Annotated in this window: 15 protein-coding genes, 1 other RNA gene and 1 pseudogene; 13 read left to right on the top strand and 4 right to left on the bottom strand. The window is 48.8% G+C overall.

The window, feature by feature from the left end:
- Nucleotides 1-27: 27 nt before the first annotated feature.
- The 7 genes from LACPH_RS06920 (at nt 28) to LACPH_RS06890 (ending at nt 7,886) form a co-directional block, all read left to right on the top strand.
- Complete coding sequence (locus LACPH_RS06920; RefSeq protein ID WP_306387647.1) at nt 28-2,808, top strand: helicase C-terminal domain-containing protein; 2,781 nt, start codon at nt 28-30, stop codon at nt 2,806-2,808.
- A gap of 171 nt (nt 2,809-2,979) precedes the next feature.
- Nucleotides 2,980-3,471 (top strand): cell wall elongation regulator TseB-like domain-containing protein, encoded by a 492-nt coding sequence (locus LACPH_RS06915; protein WP_025012400.1) that lies wholly within the window; start codon nt 2,980-2,982, stop codon nt 3,469-3,471.
- 52 nt (nt 3,472-3,523) lie between these two features.
- A complete protein-coding gene (locus tag LACPH_RS06910; RefSeq protein WP_025012399.1) occupies nt 3,524-4,699 on the top strand; it encodes a pyridoxal phosphate-dependent aminotransferase in 1,176 nt (391 codons plus the stop codon).
- 30 nt (nt 4,700-4,729) lie between these two features.
- On the top strand, nt 4,730-6,028 hold the full coding sequence (asnS, locus tag LACPH_RS06905; RefSeq protein WP_087912180.1) for an asparagine--tRNA ligase: 1,299 nt from the start codon (nt 4,730-4,732) through the stop codon (nt 6,026-6,028).
- A 54-nt stretch (nt 6,029-6,082) separates the two neighbouring features.
- A complete protein-coding gene (locus tag LACPH_RS06900) occupies nt 6,083-6,703 on the top strand; it encodes a DnaD domain-containing protein (RefSeq protein ID WP_306387646.1) in 621 nt (206 codons plus the stop codon).
- A gap of 68 nt (nt 6,704-6,771) precedes the next feature.
- Entirely contained in the window at nt 6,772-7,425 is a 654-nt protein-coding gene (nth, locus tag LACPH_RS06895; RefSeq protein ID WP_306387645.1) for an endonuclease III, read from the top strand.
- Nucleotides 7,422-7,886: a deoxycytidylate deaminase gene (locus tag LACPH_RS06890; protein WP_306387644.1), complete on the top strand. Its 465-nt coding sequence runs from the start codon at nt 7,422-7,424 to the stop codon at nt 7,884-7,886. Before nth ends, LACPH_RS06890 begins: the two co-directional genes overlap by 4 nt.
- Nucleotides 7,887-8,073: 187 nt before the next feature.
- Here LACPH_RS06890 and LACPH_RS06885 read toward each other — a convergent pair whose 3' ends face one another.
- Together LACPH_RS06885 and recU are read right to left on the bottom strand one after the other, a co-directional pair.
- Nucleotides 8,074-10,380 carry a PBP1A family penicillin-binding protein gene (locus LACPH_RS06885; protein ID WP_306387643.1) on the bottom strand — a complete coding sequence of 769 codons (2,307 nt, stop codon included), beginning with the start codon at nt 10,378-10,380 and terminating at the stop codon, nt 8,074-8,076.
- The gene (gene recU / locus LACPH_RS06880; protein ID WP_049170407.1) at nt 10,373-10,999 is read right to left on the bottom strand and encodes a Holliday junction resolvase RecU; all 627 of its coding nucleotides are present in this window, start codon (nt 10,997-10,999) and stop codon (nt 10,373-10,375) included. The genes LACPH_RS06885 and recU overlap by 8 nt, the downstream gene beginning before the upstream one ends.
- Before the next feature lie 66 nt (nt 11,000-11,065).
- On the opposite strand from recU, the gene LACPH_RS06875 reads away from it, so the two are divergent.
- The 6 genes from LACPH_RS06875 (at nt 11,066) to LACPH_RS06850 (ending at nt 15,195) form a co-directional block, all read left to right on the top strand.
- A complete protein-coding gene (locus LACPH_RS06875; RefSeq protein ID WP_049170408.1) occupies nt 11,066-11,641 on the top strand; it encodes an SLOG family protein in 576 nt (191 codons plus the stop codon).
- Nucleotides 11,642-11,696: 55 nt separating this feature from the next.
- On the top strand, nt 11,697-12,095 hold the full coding sequence (gpsB, locus tag LACPH_RS06870; protein ID WP_010488257.1) for a cell division regulator GpsB: 399 nt from the start codon (nt 11,697-11,699) through the stop codon (nt 12,093-12,095).
- A 12-nt stretch (nt 12,096-12,107) separates the two neighbouring features.
- Nucleotides 12,108-12,473, top strand: an RNA gene (gene rnpB, locus LACPH_RS06865) — RNase P RNA component class B.
- 270 nt (nt 12,474-12,743) lie between these two features.
- Nucleotides 12,744-13,895, top strand: a complete 1,152-nt coding sequence (locus LACPH_RS06860) for a THUMP domain-containing class I SAM-dependent RNA methyltransferase (protein WP_306387642.1) — start codon at nt 12,744-12,746, stop codon at nt 13,893-13,895.
- Between the two features lie 3 nt (nt 13,896-13,898).
- Nucleotides 13,899-14,834 carry a phosphoglycerate dehydrogenase gene (locus LACPH_RS06855; protein WP_306387641.1) on the top strand — a complete coding sequence of 312 codons (936 nt, stop codon included), beginning with the start codon at nt 13,899-13,901 and terminating at the stop codon, nt 14,832-14,834.
- Between the two features lie 133 nt (nt 14,835-14,967).
- Nucleotides 14,968-15,195: a hypothetical protein gene (locus LACPH_RS06850; RefSeq protein ID WP_025012388.1), complete on the top strand. Its 228-nt coding sequence runs from the start codon at nt 14,968-14,970 to the stop codon at nt 15,193-15,195.
- Nucleotides 15,196-15,277: 82 nt separating this feature from the next.
- Here LACPH_RS06850 and lplA read toward each other — a convergent pair whose 3' ends face one another.
- Entirely contained in the window at nt 15,278-16,291 is a 1,014-nt protein-coding gene (gene lplA / locus LACPH_RS06845; protein WP_049170414.1) for a lipoate--protein ligase, read from the bottom strand.
- Nucleotides 16,292-16,475: 184 nt separating this feature from the next.
- Nucleotides 16,476-17,654, bottom strand: a pseudogene (locus tag LACPH_RS06840) (RNA-guided endonuclease InsQ/TnpB family protein); the annotation flags it as partial.
- Nucleotides 17,655-17,747: the final 93 nt, after the last annotated feature.

Below are 17,747 nucleotides of genomic sequence, written 5' to 3'. Positions count from 1 at the left end.
TGTTTAGACGGGAATGGATAAGAATTTATGAATGCTGACACCACGTTTGCTGTGGTCGATCTGGAAACAACCGGCACCAGCGTCAAAGATGGCGACCGGATGATTCAGTTCGGATGCGCCTTGTTGCGCCATGGCAAAATCATTCAAACAATTTCACAAATGGTTAATCCTGATCGCTCGGTGCCGCAGACCATTCAACGGTTGACAGGGATTAATCCCGATCGGTTAGTCGCAGCACCGTATTTTGACGAAGTGGCACCGGTTTTACACGACTTGCTGACAAACACGGTTTTTGTTGCGCACAACGTGAATTTCGATTATCCATTTTTGAATGCGGAATTTGAACGGGTCGGCTTGCCAAAATTGCAGTTGGAGGCTATTGATACCGTTGAACTGGCGCAGGTTCTACTGCCGGAAATCAGCAGTTTTCGCCTGAGTGATTTAACCGCGTATCTGGCCATTCAACACGATAATCCACACCAAGCCGACAGCGACGCGATCAGCACCGGCAAATTGCTATTACAATTAACCAAACGATTTCAGGAACTGCCAACTCCGACCCAACAGGCGCTAATTCAGCATCGCGGTGGATTTATTCGGGAAACCGGCGATTACCTTAACCTGATTGCGACACCGCCGAGGCCGCTTAAAAAAGCATACGTTCAAGTCGGTTCGTTAGTACTACGGCGCCCTGTGACACCGACAACCGACTTTGCACTTGCAGGCACCTATCCGGCAACCGACTTAGCCAAAAAGCATCTGTTGCAACCGCGTTATCGGTTTCGCAAGGCACAAGCCAAAATGATGGATGCCATCTTTGCCCATACGCATCAACCTGAGCAACCGTTATTTGTAGAAGCCGGGACAGGGTTAGGGAAGACATTAGGCTATCTCTTACCTTATGCTTACGCTGCGACCCCTGAGCACAAACTGGTTATTGCAACGCCAACATTGGTTTTGCAAACCCAGCTGATGCAGAAAGCCATTCCGGCCCTCAACGACTTGCTAGGGCGCACGGTGCCAAGTGTGGAAGTTAAAAGCCCGCAGCATTATCTGGATCTAAATAAATTTGCTGCCAGCCTGCATCAGGAAGCACCGACCCGGCAAACCCAGTTACTGCAAATGAAATTGCTGGTTTGGCTGACCCAGACGACGACAGGCGATTTGGACGAGTTGCATCTGACGACATATCGTGCGCCGTTGTTTTTGCAGATTCGGCACACCGGCGATGTCGGGACGCCGTTTACCAATCCGTTTTACACGTTGGATTTTTATCGACGTCTCCAAACGGCCATGGACGCAGCGGTAATTGTGGTCACGAATCATGCCTTTCTTGCGCGCCATGTCGAGCAACTTGCAGGTGGACAGCCATTTTTGGTGGTGGATGAAGCACAGCATTTTGCGGATAACACCGCAGCAGCGTTCGCCCAACATATGGCGTTAGGCCATTTGCGGCGTCAATTGCGCCATCTATGGCAGTTAAGCGATCCCGATGAATCTCACTCCTTAGTTGCGGTCTATCAAAGCGAGCCGGCGATGCAAATGGTTCTGCGACAACTACATCAGTTAACGGAAACGGCGCAAACAACCGTCACCACTTTGCAGCAAGACATCTACCGGCACTTTTTCCACGGTAAAACGACGGCGATGTCTGGTTTTGTCAATTTAAGTTTGGATCCGGCCGCCGTCGACTGGCTGCGTGAAACTCAGTCGGATAAGGTTAAACTATTAATCAAAGTCATTGGTCGGCTGACAGTGACGGCAGATAAACTGACGGCTGATTTTAATCAACGGCCACGGTTCTTTTTAAAAAGTGACGGTCAACGTTTTCAGGCACTAGCAGCATTGCGCATGAGTTTGGCTGATCAACGCAATCGGCTGCAGGAAATGCTTCGACGATTGCCGGAGCTAATCAACGGCCGGGCTGCCGTTGCGTCAATTACCTTGAGCCAGGTGAAGGATGTGGCAAGCTTAGGCTTAAGTTGGGATGTTTTTCAGGTTGGGGCAGCGGTGCAACAGTTACTTCGTCAATTTACGGCACCGGTTTTCGTCGGCGCAACGTTGACGGCTGCCCGCTCCTTTGATTTTTTGACCCGGCAACTAGGCTACCCTGAGTTGCCGGAAACGAGTTTTCTGAAACTCCGCAGTCCGTTTCATTATCGTGACCAAGCCAAGGTGTTGGTTGCGACAGATGTGCCAAACGCCAGTGAGGTGTCAGCATCAGCCTATGCGGACTACCTTGCTCAGGCAATTGAGCTACTTGCTGATAATCGCCATCAAACCATTGTGTTATTCAACTCTTTGGCGGTGATCGAGGAGGTTTATCAACGACTGATCCATCGCCCCATTGCCGACCACAAAGAACTGTTGGCACAAGGCGTGACCGGCTCGGCGGAAAAGATTGCCAAGCGCTTTGCGGTCGGCGAACAGAGCTTGTTGTTAGGCGCAGCCAGCTTTTTTGAAGGTATCGACTATCCTGATCGCTTGCTCGAAATGGTCATCTTAACCCGGTTACCGTTTGACGCACCGGAAGCGCCCATCACCAAGGCCCGCTATGCGCAAATCAAAGCCAGCGGCGGCGATCCATTCACCGACGATGCACTGCCACGGGCAACGCTTCGCTTACGCCAAAGCTTCGGCCGCCTTATCCGTACCGAAACCGACCGCGGTGCTTTCGTCATCTTGGATCCGCGCTTCATCACTACGCAATACGGTAAAAAGATGCAAAAATCCTTACCGAATATTAAACCCATGACCATGCCTCTAAACGATATGCCAGAGTATGTCAAAATGTGGCTAAGAGCGTGAACCGGCGCGCTTAGGAGTCGGAGTGTAAGTGGCCTTGGGGTGATGGCCCGGGCTTAGGCCATTGCGACCAAGGTCCTTACACGCAGACTCCTGCGCCGGTGATCGCGTTTCAGCAGCATCGGCCAACCTTATACTTACAACTCACTCACCCAACAAAGGAGGGAACAACCCATGCGGCGTCACCGACGTTTTGATTGGCTCAAATTTTCCTTGATCAGCGGCCTCATCATTCTCATCATCGCGGTTATCGGTATTTATGCCAAAAGTATCTCGCCTTATCAGCAATTACGCAGCCAAGCTGAACGAATTGCCACCAATCGGGCCGACCTGAAAACGATTAACGGCTTTTGGTGGTATAACCGCGATAAAAGCTACCTAAGCGTTGCCGGACGAACGCAAAAAAATAAGTCCGTCTACGTCGTTATTCAGAAAAAAACCGGTAAAGTCGACATTTTGAACCAAAAATCCGGTATCACTCGGCAACAGGCGATCCAACAAGCGACAAGTGACAACAACCCGAAGAAGATCTTAAACGCTTCCTTAGGTAAACGTGGCTCGGAATTCGTTTGGGATATTGGCTATCTGTCAAAGTCTGGTAAACTGAATTACGTGACGTACAGTTTTCGCAGCGGCGAACAGCTGAACGCGATCAAAAATCTATAAATTAGCATGATTCGACATCCTGAGTGGTGTCGACACTGTAGGAGGCGCCCTCGTGCATTTAGCAAAAAGAATCCTCAACGTTGCACCGTCCGCGACATTAGCATTAAGTAATCAGACTAAGGAACTGAAGGCGAAAGGCGCCGATGTGATTGACTTGTCGATCGGTCAGCCGGATTTTCCGACCCCCAAAGCCATCGATGACGCGGCAGTTGCTGCCATTCAAGCCGGCAATGCTAGCTTTTATACGGCAGCAACCGGTATTCCGGAATTAAAACAAGCCATCAGCGATCGGATTTTTGCCCAGGATGGGGTTCGCTATCCGGCGCGTCAGATTGTTGCGACCACTGGGGCAAAGTTTGCTTTGTACGCCTTATTCCAGATTTATTTAAATCCAGGTGATGAGGTGTTGATTCCGGTTCCGTATTGGGTTTCCTATGAGGAACAGATTAAATTAGCCAGCGGCATCCCACACTTGGTCATGCCAGCAGTTGGCCATAAAGTCAGCGTTGATGATCTTGAAGCTGCGCGAACGGACAAAACGCGCGCGTTGATCATCAATTCGCCGCAAAACCCAAGCGGTGTCGTCTATAATCGCACCGAATTGACCTTAATCGGCAACTGGGCCTTAAAACATCACATTCTGGTGGTCACTGATGATATTTATCGGGATCTGATTTATAATGGCACATCCTATACATCCATGATCAGTATTGATCCTGACATTGCAGATAATACGGTTTTAATTTCAGGTGTTTCCAAGTCTTACGCCATGACCGGGTGGCGAATCGGCTATGCGGCGGGTCCGGAAAAGCTCATGCAAGCCATGGCAACCTTTATCAGCCATACCACCTCCAATCCTGCAGCCGTCTCCGAATACGCTGCAGTAGCGGCGCTTACCGGTGACCAGAGCGTTGTCGAAAAGATGCGCCAGGCGTTTGAAGAACGGCTCAATCTTTTCTATGATCTGCTAGCCGAAATTCCTGGGTTTGATATGGGCGAAAAGCCACAAGGGGCCTTTTACCTTTTCCCGAATATTAAGCGAGCAGCGCAGTTGAGCCATTATGGCACCGTTGATGATTTTATTAGCGCACTGTTGAATGAAACCGGGGTTGCGATTGTTCCTGGGCGCGCCTTTGGGATGCCGGATCATGCGCGCATCAGTTATTGTAAAGATCTTAACAGTCTGCGCGAAGCAGCGCGGCGCATTCAGGAATTTGTCCGGAAATAATTTTATATTTTTAAAGTGGGGAGTTAAGGCATGACCGAAAAGATTCGCATCATTGATGCAAAGGAACATGTAAACGAAGAAGTAAAAATTGGCGCGTGGTTGACTGACAAACGAAGCTCTGGCAAGATTGCCTTTCTTCAGTTACGCGATGGCTCGGCGTATTTTCAAGGCGTTGTTTCTAAAGCCGACGTGTCTGATGAAGTGTTTAAACTCGCCAAGGAGCTGCGCCAAGAGTCCAGCATGTGGATCACCGGTGTTATTCATCAAGACAGCCGCAGTCATTTTGGCTACGAAATTGAAGTGCGCGATATTGAACTTGTCGGCGACTCTGAAGATTATCCGATTACCCCTAAGGAACACGGGATTGAATTTTTACTGGATCACCGCCATCTTTGGTTACGGTCCAAACGGCAATTTGCCATTCAACAAATTCGTAACGAAATGATCCGGGCAACCTTTGAATTCTTTAACAACGAAGGCTTTATTAAAATGGACCCGCCAATTTTGACCGACTCGGCACCGGAAGGCACAACCGAACTGTTTGAGACCGATTACTTTGATAAGAAAGCTTATCTCAGTCAATCCGGCCAGCTGTATGCTGAAGCGGGGGCAATGGCTTATGGGAAAGTTTTCACTTGCGGTCCTGTGTTCCGGGCGGAAAAGAGCAAGACCCGCCGTCATTTGACTGAATTTTGGATGATCGAACCGGAAATGGCCTTTTGTCATCAGGAAGAAAGCCTCAAGGTTCAGGAGCGTTATGTTGCTTACTTAGTTCAGGCGGTGTTGGACAACTGCAGTTATCCGTTGCATTTGCTCGGTCGCGATCCTGAAGTCCTCAAACAATACACCAAGCTCCCATACCCCCGCATCAGCTATAAAAAAGCGATCGAAATGCTGCAGGATGCCGGAATGGATGTGAAGTATGGTGATGATTTTGGTTCGCCTGAAGAAACCTACCTGTCTGACCAATTCGATCAGCCGGTGTTTGTTTTGAATTATCCGAAAAACATCAAGCCGTTTTATATGTTGACGGATCCGGATGACCCGCAGCAATATGTCTGTGCCGATATGCTGGCACCTGAAGGCTATGGTGAAATCATTGGCGGTTCCGAACGTGAAACCGATTATGACACGTTAAAGGCTGCCATCGAAAAAGCCGGGCTTGATTTGGATGAATACGAATGGTACCTAGACTTGCGCAAGTATGGATCCGTGCCGCATTCCGGTTTTGGTTTGGGTCTGGAGCGGGCAATTACCTGGATCTGCAAGCTGGATCACTTACGCGAAGCCATTCCATTCCCACGCATGATCAATCGTTTGAAGCCGTAATGGCACGCAAAAGTCGGACGCCAACGCGCCGGCTTTTTTTGGAGGGTCACAAAAATGACTGATTTAAGGACTTACACTGAAGCAGGGCAGTTCAGTGTCTCGAACCTGCTGTTTGACCATTATCCAGCATTGGGGCTGACACAGACAGAATTTCTGACGTATCTTTTTTTGGACCAATGGCAATCCGAGCATCATCAGGCACCGGATCTCAAAGCATTAGCCAACCAGATGAATGTCGCACCTAACGCGATTTACACAGCCATTGAAACCTTGATTCAAAAAAAGGCGATCGTGCTGGAAAGCGTTCCTGACAATCAAGGGCGGATGCGTGATTACTATGATCTCAGTCCGCTACTTGCAAAGATTCCGAATAGCGGCCAAACCGCCAGCACGGCGATGACGCAACCAAATGCCGATGCCCAGACAAACGTTTTCAACCAAATCGAAATTGAATTTGGCCGGCCGCTTTCCCCGATTGAGCAGGAAACCATTCGGGATTGGTTGACCACTGATCATTATCTGCCGGAGGTCATTTTGTTGGCATTACGCGAGGCGGTTTTGAATTCGGCGTACTCATTAAAATATATGGATCGCATTTTGCTAAACTGGGAACGCCGCCATCTCACAACCGCACAACAAGTCCAAGCTGACATTAAGCGGCATCAGGAGCTTTAGATTCACCATCACATCAGATCATACTTTCATCGAGTAAAAGCGGTGAAAGCCAACTAGGAGGCGCATTCATGACTGACGCAGAGGCTAGGCAATTGTTTAACCAAATCATGGCACTATATCCTGATCCCGAACCGACGTTACACGCGACAAATCCCTTTGAAATTCTGGTAGCGGTGATGCTGTCGGCGCAAACGACAGATGTTGCCGTCAATGCTGTCACCCCGGCATTGTTTGCGGCTTATCCAACTCCGGAAGCAATGGCCGCTGCGCCGGTGACGGATATTGCCGAAAAAATCAGCCGACTCGGGTTGTACCGTACGAAGGCGGCCCACTTAAAAGCATTAAGTGCCATTTTGGTTCAGTCATATGCCGGCAAGGTCCCAGCTGATGCAGCTGATTTGGTTAAGCTGCCAGGGGTCGGCAAGAAAACGGCGACGGTCGTACTTAGCGATGCGTTCGGCATTCCTGGCGTGGCCGTCGATACACATGTCAGTCGGATTGTGAAGGGGTTGGGATTAGTTTCGCCTAAGGCCACGCCAGTTCAGATTCAGAAGCGACTGGAAGCATTAATGCCGAAGTCTACCTGGATCAAGTTGCACCGCAGCCTGATTCGTTTTGGTCGCGAGCATTTACGCGCCCGCGACCCAAAAATACCGGCCGGTTCCGAATGGTCATTTTTAGCAGAGCATTACGCGCCGCTTAAGGAGGCAGCTAAGCATTGACAGATAAAATTGTGCCATCTAAACGAAGCGTTCACCGCGAAAGTTGGGATCATTATTTTCTCGAACTCGCGCAACAAGTTTCGGAACGGTCAACTTGTGAGCGGGCCACGGTTGGCGCTGTTTTAGTGCAGGAACACCGCATTATTGCCACAGGCTATAATGGCGCCATCAGTGGTGATCCGCATTGTGATGAGGCAGGGCACTTAATGCGTGACGGCCACTGCATTCGCACGATTCACGCAGAGATGAACGCAATTATCCAATGCGCAGCCAACGGTGTCAGTACCCACGGCGCAACCGTTTACGTGAACTTTTTCCCGTGTCTGAATTGCACCAAAGCTTTGATTCAAGCCGGGATTAAGCGCATTGTTTACGCGCACGACTATCGCAATGACCCATATGGTGAGGCGTTGTTAAAACAACATCATTTAGATGTCTTACACTTAGCACCACAAGATTAACGTTATAGAAAAGGTCCCACTGTTTGATGTGCCTGCATCAAAGTAGTGGGGCCTTTTGACATGAAGTGTGAACTCGAAAGGGTCCAAAATCCAATCAAGTTTCCACGTCAAAAAAACTCGACGCCACCGCCAAAACATTTGGCAGTAACGTCGAGCTTTTTAGTATTCAGTCGGCAGTTTAAATGCCTTACTGATTGCCGCTAGAGGAGCCACCACCGCTTGCCGATGAAGGCGTACTATTTGAAGATGATTCTTCTTGTGAAGCCTGCGAGGCACTTGGCGTTGTGACACTCGGTGTGGAAACACTTGATTCAACACTTTCGGAAACTTCACTGCTTGAGCTTTCATCACTGGCATGAGAAGACGAGGATTCGGAACTCGTGCTTGAAGACGATGACTCAGCGACGGCTTTACGGCTGCTTGGCCCATGACCACGGACGTACAGTTCCTTAGTTGTATTACCTGAGCCGCCAGTAATCGCGGTTCCTGGATTGCTGCCTTTTAGAATGTTGTAGGATTCAACCGTATCTGGTTTGGTCCAGTCGCGATTATCCAGATTCTGTGAGGTATAACTCATCAGCGCTTTGTATATTTTCTGCGAGATCTCCTGCTCAGCATAACTAATGCCATGCGACGTCGGTTTATCGTAGCCTGTCCAAACCGAAATGACCCGATTGCGCGTATATCCGGTAAACCAAGCGTCCTTAGCAATTCCCGTTGCGTTTAACGCCGGATTTTGTTTAAGTTCGGCATCGCTGTAATCGGTGGTCCCGGTTTTGCCGGCCTGGTGAAGTCCGGAAATAGCTGCCGCGGTACCGGTACCCTTGGTCAAGACACCTTTCAGCATGTCGGTAATCATATACGCGGTACTGGACTTCATCGCGCGCGTTCCTTGACTGTTGAAGGTCTGCGTGTTGCCGTCAGCACTCACAACCTTGTTGACGTAATACGGTTTGTAATACGTGCCGCCGTTTGCAAACGCGCCATAAGCGCCGGCTTCTTGAACCGTGTTAACCGAAGCGCCAATCGCACTTGAGAGGTATTGTTCCGAACTTGGCAAATCAATGCCCAAGCCTTTCAGGAACTTCACGGCGTTGGTCATACCGACAGCGCTCAAAGTTTTGACTGCCGGAATATTCCGTGATTGTTCGAGGGCGGTCCGCATGGAAATCCGGCCTTGATATTTTTTATCCCAGTCATATAAGGAAATACTGGTTCCCGGATACTGGTAAGGTTCATCCAGCATTTGCTCATACGTGGAATAGTTCAGATATTCAATTGCCGGGCCATAATCCATGAGTGGTTTCATGGTTGACCCATTACTGCGGGTGTTTTGCGCCGCGCGGTTATAGGCAAGGCGAACATCGCCGGTTTTACGGCCACCAATCTGTGCCAGCACTTCACCATTATCCGGATCGGTCATGGTAACCCCGGTTTGGAAAGAATCATCAGGGAAGTTCACATAGTCATCGGTATTAACAATGTCATACAACCGGCGCTGAGCACTCATGTCAATATTGGTATAGATATCCAGATTATCAGTATACGGATTTAACCCGGTTTTCTTCTTCACTTCGGCTATCACCTGGGTGAGGTAAGAATCGACAATCTTGTCATTGGTCGTGGTATTAGTTTGCTGCTGTTTCGGCTGCAAGCCATCCGTAATCGGCGTAGCCTTGGCCTTTTTAGCGTCTGCTGCTGTAATCTTCTTGTCCCGCAGCATCGCATCAATAACCGCATTGCGGCGCTGGGTTGCCTTTTGCGGATATTTGTAAGGATCATAACCGGCAGGGCTTTGCGGAAGGCCGGCAATAAACGCCGTCTGCGCTAACGTCAGATCTTTGAGCGATTTATTAAAATAAAACTTGGCGCCGGTGCTCATCCCGTACTGACCATAATTCATGAAGACTTTGTTGATGTAGTACTCCAAAATTTGATCCTTGCTGTATTTTTGCTGGACCTGCATCGCCAACCAAGCTTCTTGAGCTTTACGGCGCAGGGTTTGGTCAGACGACTTGGTACTAAAAACAGATAGCTTGATCAGCTGCTGGGTCAGCGTTGAGCCACCCTGAAGGCCGTCACTGGTTCCGGTCAGGTTGTTGAAGGCGGCGCCGATGATTCGAACCGGATCAATGCCTAACTTTTCATCGTAGAATCGGCGATCTTCAATTGAAACAACGGCATCTTTCAACCGCTGCGGAATTTCGGAAGCTTTCACGTAATCACGGTTTTCGAGTCCAAGCGTCGTGATCTCGTTTCCGCTGCGATCATAAATGGTGCTGGAACCGCCTGATTCCAACTTCGCCTGGGTGACTTCAGGGGCATCTTTGGCATACCAAGAGAACAGGCCCACGCCTGCAATGAAGAGGACAAGCAGTCCAAGCAATGTCCACTTGAGAATACGCCGCCACAATTTCTTGGGCGGCTTGGGTCCATTAGTGAGTTTATCTTCGCGGCGTCGCGCCATTCGCGACATGTTCTGATTATCAGCCACGCAAATTACCTACTTTCGTTTCGATCAACCAGTCAACCCCGTCAAGAAACGGCACGACCGGTTGCAACTGCGGATGGAGTTCAAATCCGTGTTGAATGATTTTTGTTAAAGGAATCGACTTACGGCCACCGGTGCTCTGGTGATCCCAGCATGCGATTAATCGGCTTGCCGGAAAAACAAAAAGCCGCTTAATTGTCGCAAATCGAATCACAACAAAACAGATCCCGTTTTGCTTCAAGCAACGCCGAAAATGATCAATCTGGTGCTGATGGAAGTTTTTTAGCGGGAAGCTTGTCTTATTCTTGGTTTCCTTGGCCTCAAAGTCAAGGTAATAACCACGATAAACCCCATTATAATCTGTGGTGGAAGGGGTCTTAAAGTAGGCTTCACGAATCACCGCCTGGCTACGTTTGGGGTAGTCGACTTTTACAATTTGCACAGGCGTCGGCTTTTTATACACGACCGCCTTGTCAACACTGCGATAATACTGATTACTGAGATTAAGTTCTTCTTCTAATGTCATCCCACGCCCGCCATAAATCGTTGGGCGCGAAACGGGATCCGGTGATAATTGCGTCCCGTCTTTGTATGGATTACCATTGGGATAACGAATGGTCATGCGATCACACTCCTGGCGCTATTATACCAATATCAACCGCGTTGGCCTAATATTTGGAGGAAAATCATGGCTGGAAAACGATTGTGGATAACCGGATACCGTGCCTATGAACTCAATGTCTTTGGCAATCAGGACCCGAAGCTAAAAGTCCTTAAAACTTCATTAAAAAACACACTGCTTCAGTATCTGGATGAAGGCCTGAACTGGCTGATTACCGGCGGCCAATTAGGCGTTGAGCAGTGGGCAATCGAGGTTGCTTTAACGCTGAAGCCATTGTATCCCGACTTTAAAATTGCGATGATGCTGCCGTTTACGGATTTTGGCTCAAAATGGAATGAAGCCAATCAGGGACAATTGGCCGCACTACGCCAGCAAGTCGATTTTTCCGACGCGGTTTCGCAGGCGCCATATCAACGACCAGCACAGTTACAGGGTTATACGCGGTTCATGACCGCACACACGGATGCTGCGGTGATTGTTTACGATCCGGAGTTTCCCGGTAAGCCGCAGTGGGATTACCGCGCTGCCGAAGATATGGCAAAACGGCGTGATTATCCGGTCACGTTGATTACGATGGACGATTTGGAAGACACTGCCCAAGAAATGGCAGAAGCGGAAAATGAGCATTTTCAAAACGATTGAGATATGGTAAGCTTATTGTTAGTCTGGTTCCATGAAAACAATGAGGTGTGTCGGAATGGATAGTAACAAAGAAACAAAATTTAGTATCCAGTACGGACCTAAAGATATTTTGGACAAGAAGTTCAAGAATAAGGTTCGCGGTTATGATCCGGATGAAGTCGATGAATTTTTAGACGGCATCATTCGTGATTATGAAGCTTTTACTAACGAGATTGATCGACTGAAAGAAGAAAATGCAAAGCTGTTTAGTCGGGTCGATGAGCTAACCAAACAGCTGAGTGTTTCCAAGAATGTCAGTGCGCAGACACCGCAAACCAACGCTGCCGCCACAAATTATGATATTCTTAAACGTCTGAGTAATCTGGAGCGTCATGTTTTTGGTTCAAAGCTGTCGGATAGCGGTAGCGCTGATACCCACGATGACAACAGCCATTCCGACGTTGACCAATATTGATGATCACATGTAGATCCTGAGTGATCGCGGTCTGCATCTGCAGGCTGAGGAAAGTCCATGCCCGCACAAGCTGCGATGCTTGTAGTGTTCGTGCTAAGCCCAATAAGCTTAGGGACCGTGTCAACGGTTACGGCGACCAACCGCGCTAAGGTTTCGACTATGCGCCAGTAGGTCTGAAAAGTGCCACAGTGACGAAACGTTCAGGGAAACCTAAACGGTGGAACGGGTAAACCCCGCGAGCGAGTAACCCAAACTTTTGGTAGGGGCGTTTTGCCAAGCAAACTGAAGCGACGGCAATACAGCGGCAACGCTGAGATAGATGATGACTGAAGGAACCTGCGCCTGAACAGGCTCTGGAACAAAACATGGCTTATAGGGATCTACATGCAGGCACAGCTCGGGGAGACTCGGGCTGTTTTTTTGTGAGCGCGAGCCAGCCCGCTTAGAAACCGGAGTGTAAGTGGCCTTGGGCGTGATGGCGGTCTTTGCCATTGCGACCAAGGTCCTTACACACGCAGGCTCCTAAGAACATCCCGTCACCAACAATTCCCCCCACCTTAAAATCCAACATCGCCAACCCCGCCAAAAAAAGTTAAACTAAACCTGAACATCATTCTTTAAACCGGCATTTTGAAAGGAAATCACGTCATGACATATCAACTCGTCGCAACCATGGCAGCAGGACTGGAAGCTGTTACGACCAAGGAACTAAAAGCTCTGGGCATCGAGACCCGAACCGAAAATGGCAAAGTGTATTTTCAAGGCGATGATCAAACCATTGCCTTAACCAACGTCTGGTTGCGCAGTGCCGATCGAATCAAAATCGTGGTCGGTCAGTTCAAGGCACGCACTTTTGATGAATTGTTTGAAGGCGTCAAAGCGTTGCCGTGGGATCAGTATTTGCCACTAGATGCGGCGTTCCCAGTTGAAGGCCGTGCGGTTCGCTCACAGCTGCATTCTGAGCCTGACGCGCAAGCCATTACCAAAAAGGCGATTGTCGAGAAAATGTCGGCCGTTTACCACCGCACCACCCGTTTACCCGAAACCGGAGCTAAGTATCCGCTTGAAGTTTCGATTTTAAAAGATGTGGCAACACTGACGCTGGATACAACCGGTCCCAGCTTATTTAAACGCGGCTATCGGATTGCCAAAGGGGAGGCACCGCTGAAAGAAAACTTTGCGGCGGCACTGGTTTTGCTCACCAACTGGCATCCTGATATGCCGTTCGTCGACCCCACAACCGGTTCCGGAACCATCGCGATTGAAGCGGCTTTGATTGGCCATCATTTGGCGCCTGGCTTACAACGACACTTCGCATTTGAAAACTTCGGCTTTTTTGATCAAAACGTGTTGCAGACTACCAAAGATCAGGCTATGGATCAGGCAGACTTTGACCGAGAACTTGATATTCAGGCGAGTGACATTAATGGTGACATGATTGACATGGCCAAATTAAACGCCCAGCAAGCAGGCTTACTTCATAGTATTCAGTTTAAACAGTTGGCGGTTAAAGATTTCACGACCACTAAAGAAAATGGCGTCATAGTGGCTAATCCGCCTTATGGCCAACGTCTAAGCGATCAAGCGGCCGTCCGCCACCTATATGCGGAAATGGGTCGGGCTTTTGCGCCTTTGACCACCTGGAGCAAATACATTCTAACGAGCGACATGGGCTTTGAGAAAGCCTATGGCAGCAAAGCAACCAAACGCCGCAAACTATACAATGGCACAATCCGAACCGATCTTTTCCAATATTGGGGTAAACCCAATTGGCACCATCACAACAGAAAAGAGGGATGAATCGTGAAGATTCTAAATAGCTTCAGTCTTGAACCGGCGCAACGGCAGGCATTGGAAAAAGCCGGGCATACCGTGATCGAAGAAGACCAACTGGACGCAACGACCACCCAGCAAATCGATGTCATTTACGGCTGGCATGCAGCCTCAGCAACGGTTAATTATGACCATCTGCAGTTTGTCCAGGCAATGTCCGCTGGTGTTGACTATTTACCGCTCGCTGATTTTGCCAAGCATCACGTCTTACTGGCCAATACCAGCGGCATTCACGCAGAACCGATCGCTGAATATGTGCTCGGCGCTTTGTTCACCATCAGTCGTGGCATCCTACCGGCGATTCGCGCAGGGCGCCAGATGTGGACATTGCGTCAGGAACGGCCGCCAATGACGCTACTGAAGGGGTTAACGGTGGTTATTTTCGGAACCGGCCATATTGGCTCGACGATTGCCTCCAAGTTGCAAGCACTAGGATTGCATACGATTGGTGTCAGTGCCCATGGTCGGCCTGCAGCTGGCTTTGAGGATGTCGTGACCGATGCCGAGACAAAGCGGGTGATTCGAACGGCTGACATTGTGATTAACGCACTGCCGCTCACGCCTGCTACCAGATATTTTTACAACGAAGAATTCTTTGCTGCTCTCGATCGGCAGCCAATTTTCGTTAACATCGGCCGCGGGGCGTCCGTTGAAACAGCGGCACTCGTTCAAGCGTTGCAATCCCAGCAGTTGCGTGCTGCTGTTCTTGACGTGGTCGATCCTGAACCATTGCCGCAAACCTCGCCGCTTTGGGACATGGATCAGGTTTTGTTGACACCTCACATTTCCGGCACGGTTCCTCATTTGCGCGACCAAGTTTTTAAAATTTTTAATGAAAACCTCCAAGCCTTGGTATTAAACGGTCAATTAGCAAGTCATCAAGTCGATCTGAGCCGAGGTTACTGAAATTTAGTCCGGCAACCGTTATACTGAACTCGTAAACGTTTTCAGTTACTGTATTGCCCGGCAAAGCGGCAATACGCGTTGAAACAGTTGCCGCCAGCATTTCAGACGGCATGAAGATGAAGGAGGAATTCTTATGGCACAACGCCCGGAAGAAATTACCAACTTGCTTCAAGATGCTTTACACTCACAGCACGAGGTTGCGATCGATACGATCGATCGCCGCTGCCTAAAAGGCCGTGTCGTCGACATTAAGGCGGCAAAAGTTAAGCCGTACAACGAACGCGGCGTCATTACGGTAGCAACTGGGCGAGGAGCTAAACGAATTCAGGCGTACGCCATTAGCCAAATTAAATATAATTAACGCTTCCACGGAGGCGTAGATAAAAGGGGCAGCCGGTAAAATGGCTGCCCCTTTTTGGAAAAATATTTGAACTGATTAATGCTTAAGGTACCAGCAAGTTGATCACGTCATCTTTAGGAATATTGGTGAAGTAATCATTGGTGTTAATGCCATCCAGCGTCTCCTTAACTGCCTGAGACGTATACGGCTTGTCTTTCAACGCAGCGGCGACGTCAGCAACATCTTGTGGTCCAAAGAAGTCACCGTAGAATTTAACGTTTGCGATTTTGCCGTCTTTAATATCAAAACGGGCATCGATTGTACCGTAATCGAAATGCTTACGCTTCTTGGTAGTGAATTCCGGACTGTGGCCATAAACCCAGTCCCAATTGTTGTAGACATCGTCATAAATCTTCTTAATTTCGACTTGGTCGGCGTCAGTAACGTGATATTCCTTGTCTTTAATCTCGGCAACATCATCCACACCGAACAAACGCGTTAACAAGATATCCCGAAATTCCGGAAGTGTCATATCTTGATATTTTTTGTCCAAGTAAGGGCGCAGGTTGGTGACCCGACTCTTAACTGATTTGATCCCTTTACTCTTAATCTTGTCTTCCGGTACGTTGAGGACCTTTGGAATGACACTCATGTCCACATCCAGCATTAAAGTACCATGAGAGAACGTCTTGCCGTTGCGGGTGTACATCGCACTGCCAGAGAACTTCTTGCCGTCAACCAGCATATCGTTGCGGCCGGAAACCTCGGCGCTCGTGGCACCCAACGTGTGAATCGCATCCACAATCGGCTGAGTGAAGGACTTGAAGTCGCCGAATTCTTCAGAATCGCTATCGACCACAAACGAGAAGCACAGGTTTCCCAAATCATGGTACACCGCACCGCCGCCTGATAGCCGCCGCGTTACGACAATATTGTGCTCCTCAACATACTTCTGATTCAATTCTTCCAGTGTATTCTGGTTGCGCCCGACAATCACACTCGGCTTTTCATAATAAAAAAGCAACAGTGGCTCATCAAACTGTTTGGCGTTCATCAAATACTGCTCCGTCGCCAAATTCTCGCGAATATCGTGGGACTTCATAATGACATAGTACATCTATGGGTTTCCTGCTATATAAAACGTGGAAGAATGTCTCTTTGACACCAATAAAGGTTTTATATATTTCCTTTCTTGATTGACAATCCTACATTTCATTTAGTCCCGTCAACAACGGTATTCCCGCACTGAAATAAATCAGCCCGACAGTGACCGCCTCCTGAACTTTAAGGGTATAGCCTACCCCGTAAACCTTTGATTTCGCATAAGCTATCAGATTCTCAACGGCATTTTCGTCTCGCCGCAACTTCACCCCACACTGGTAACAATGATAGTCATCGTGGCCGGTCCGGTGTTTTAAGTTGCCGCTTAGCGTGACCCGTTCATCTGCCGTTTTAACATGACCGCAGCGGGAACAACGTTGTGTACTGGGGTAAAACTGATCCGCTAGCACTAACGTATTCCCATACCAGTCAGCCTTGTACTGCATGATCACTTTGAACTTGCCAAACAGGGATCGATGCAGGTTCTTGGCGAGACGTTTATTCATGCGCATGTGTTGATTGTCTAAATCTTCAATCCCAATTAAGTCATAATCAGTGACGAGCATAGTCGTAAACTTTTGCAGCAAATCCGTTTGAATCCGTTCAACTCGTTGGTACTGGCGCTTCAACTTGGTTCTCGTTGTGCGATAAGCCGCAGAGTTAAAACGCTTGGGATTTACTTTCCGTTTGCGAGCTAATTGGCGCTGATAATGAGCAATGCGGGCATAAAGTATTGGCAGACGATCAGGCAAGGTAGGTTGGATAGCGTAGCCAGTTGACGTTCGATAGTCAAACTTACCGATGTTGGCATCAACCCCAGTGACAGTTAGAACCGGCCGCTTTTCAACAGAGGTCTGAACCTCAATTGAAAAGGAAGCATAGTAACCGTCAGCGGCTTGAACGACGCAAACTTGTTTCAATTCTCCTTGCCAATGCGGTTGCTCGGCTAGTTTGATGTCATACCAAGCACCAGCTCCACGGGGTTTATCCAAACGTAACTTGCCATTTAGAAGTTGCGCTCGATCCGTTTTGAACGTTTTGCGAGATCGTTTCTTAGATTTCCAGTTGGGCTTACCATGATCTGGCATCTTCGGATTGAAGTAGTTCTTCCACGCCTTACTTAAATCGTTTACCGCGAGCTGTAAAACTCGGGCTGATTGTTCGTACTGCCAGTCAGCTTTGTTCCAAACCAGCTCATCGCGCACTTTACGTTCATTTGGTCGCAGCGTTTTGTCCGCCATCAGGAGAGATGCGTCGTACATGACATTCCAAGTTTCGAGGGCCTGATTCCAGCAAAACCGGTGATAGTTAAACAATCGCTCCAGTTCGCGCCGCATGGTTGCATTGGGATAGAGCTTGATCTTATGCGTTTTAATCAAAAGTTGTCACCTCCTCTCAATTAGCTGGTTAAACGCTACTCGAGAGGAAGCTTGAAGTAGACGTTCAAACCAATACTAGCTAGCGTAACTTTG

The organism is Lacticaseibacillus parahuelsenbergensis (genome assembly GCF_030770265.1).
In the GTDB taxonomy this organism is placed as follows: Bacteria; Bacillota; Bacilli; order Lactobacillales; family Lactobacillaceae; genus Lacticaseibacillus; species Lacticaseibacillus casei.
This window is presented reverse-complemented; position numbering and strand designations above follow the sequence as displayed.

Coding starts and splice junctions, on each gene's coding strand:
- LACPH_RS06920 (WP_306387647.1), top strand. CDS start 28: ATGAATGCTGACACCACGTTTGCTGTGGTCGATCTGGAAACAACCGGC.
- LACPH_RS06915 (WP_025012400.1), top strand. CDS start 2,980: ATGCGGCGTCACCGACGTTTTGATTGGCTCAAATTTTCCTTGATCAGC.
- asnS (WP_087912180.1), top strand. CDS start 4,730: ATGACCGAAAAGATTCGCATCATTGATGCAAAGGAACATGTAAACGAA.
- LACPH_RS06900 (WP_306387646.1), top strand. CDS start 6,083: ATGACTGATTTAAGGACTTACACTGAAGCAGGGCAGTTCAGTGTCTCG.
- nth (WP_306387645.1), top strand. CDS start 6,772: ATGACTGACGCAGAGGCTAGGCAATTGTTTAACCAAATCATGGCACTA.
- recU (WP_049170407.1), bottom strand. CDS start 10,999: ATGACCATTCGTTATCCCAATGGTAATCCATACAAAGACGGGACGCAA.
- LACPH_RS06875 (WP_049170408.1), top strand. CDS start 11,066: ATGGCTGGAAAACGATTGTGGATAACCGGATACCGTGCCTATGAACTC.
- gpsB (WP_010488257.1), top strand. CDS start 11,697: ATGGATAGTAACAAAGAAACAAAATTTAGTATCCAGTACGGACCTAAA.
- LACPH_RS06860 (WP_306387642.1), top strand. CDS start 12,744: ATGACATATCAACTCGTCGCAACCATGGCAGCAGGACTGGAAGCTGTT.
- LACPH_RS06850 (WP_025012388.1), top strand. CDS start 14,968: ATGGCACAACGCCCGGAAGAAATTACCAACTTGCTTCAAGATGCTTTA.
- lplA (WP_049170414.1), bottom strand. CDS start 16,291: ATGTACTATGTCATTATGAAGTCCCACGATATTCGCGAGAATTTGGCG.